We start from the raw sequence: 579 nt of genomic DNA on the forward strand, positions 1-579 counted from the left end.
TTCCGCAAGCTGCTGGACCAGGGCCAGGCGGGCGACAACGTCGGCGTTCTGCTGCGCGGCACCAAGCGTGAAGACGTCGAGCGCGGTCAGGTTCTGTGCAAGCCGGGTTCGATCACCCCGCACACCAAGTTCGTGGCCGAGGCCTACATCCTGACCAAGGAAGAGGGCGGCCGTCACACCCCGTTCTTCACCAACTATCGTCCGCAGTTCTACTTCCGCACCACGGACGTCACCGGCACCGTCACCCTGCCCGAGGGCACCGAGATGGTCATGCCCGGCGACAACCTGAAGTTCGAGGTCGAGCTGATCGCTCCGATCGCCATGGAAAACGGCCTCCGCTTCGCCATCCGCGAAGGCGGCCGCACCGTCGGCGCTGGCGTCGTCTCCAAAATCATCAAGTAAGACTACGGCATTATGCCGATGTATCAGGGCGGCCCTTCGGGGCCGCCTATTCTTTGACCCATGTCCGGGTAACGAGGCGTCTGACCTTCACGTCAAAGGGGCGGCCGAACCGGCCGCCCCCTAACGCCCTACGGCCCTTTCAGTCGTTGCACGGATAAAACGTGCACGCGACCTGTC

At 63.6% G+C, this 579-nt stretch carries 1 protein-coding gene; it reads left to right on the plus strand.

Annotation, left to right across the window (positions count from 1 at the left end; translation table 11 throughout):
* On the plus strand, positions 1-402 hold a 402-nt coding region (locus tag ABEB23_RS18145), incomplete at its 5' end, for an EF-Tu C-terminal domain-related protein (RefSeq protein ID WP_498371357.1).
* Positions 403-579: the final 177 nt, after the last annotated feature.

It is taken from the genome of Flavobacterium maritimum (assembly GCF_040049085.1).
Lineage (GTDB): Bacteria > Bacteroidota > Bacteroidia > Flavobacteriales > Flavobacteriaceae > Flavobacterium > Flavobacterium maritimum.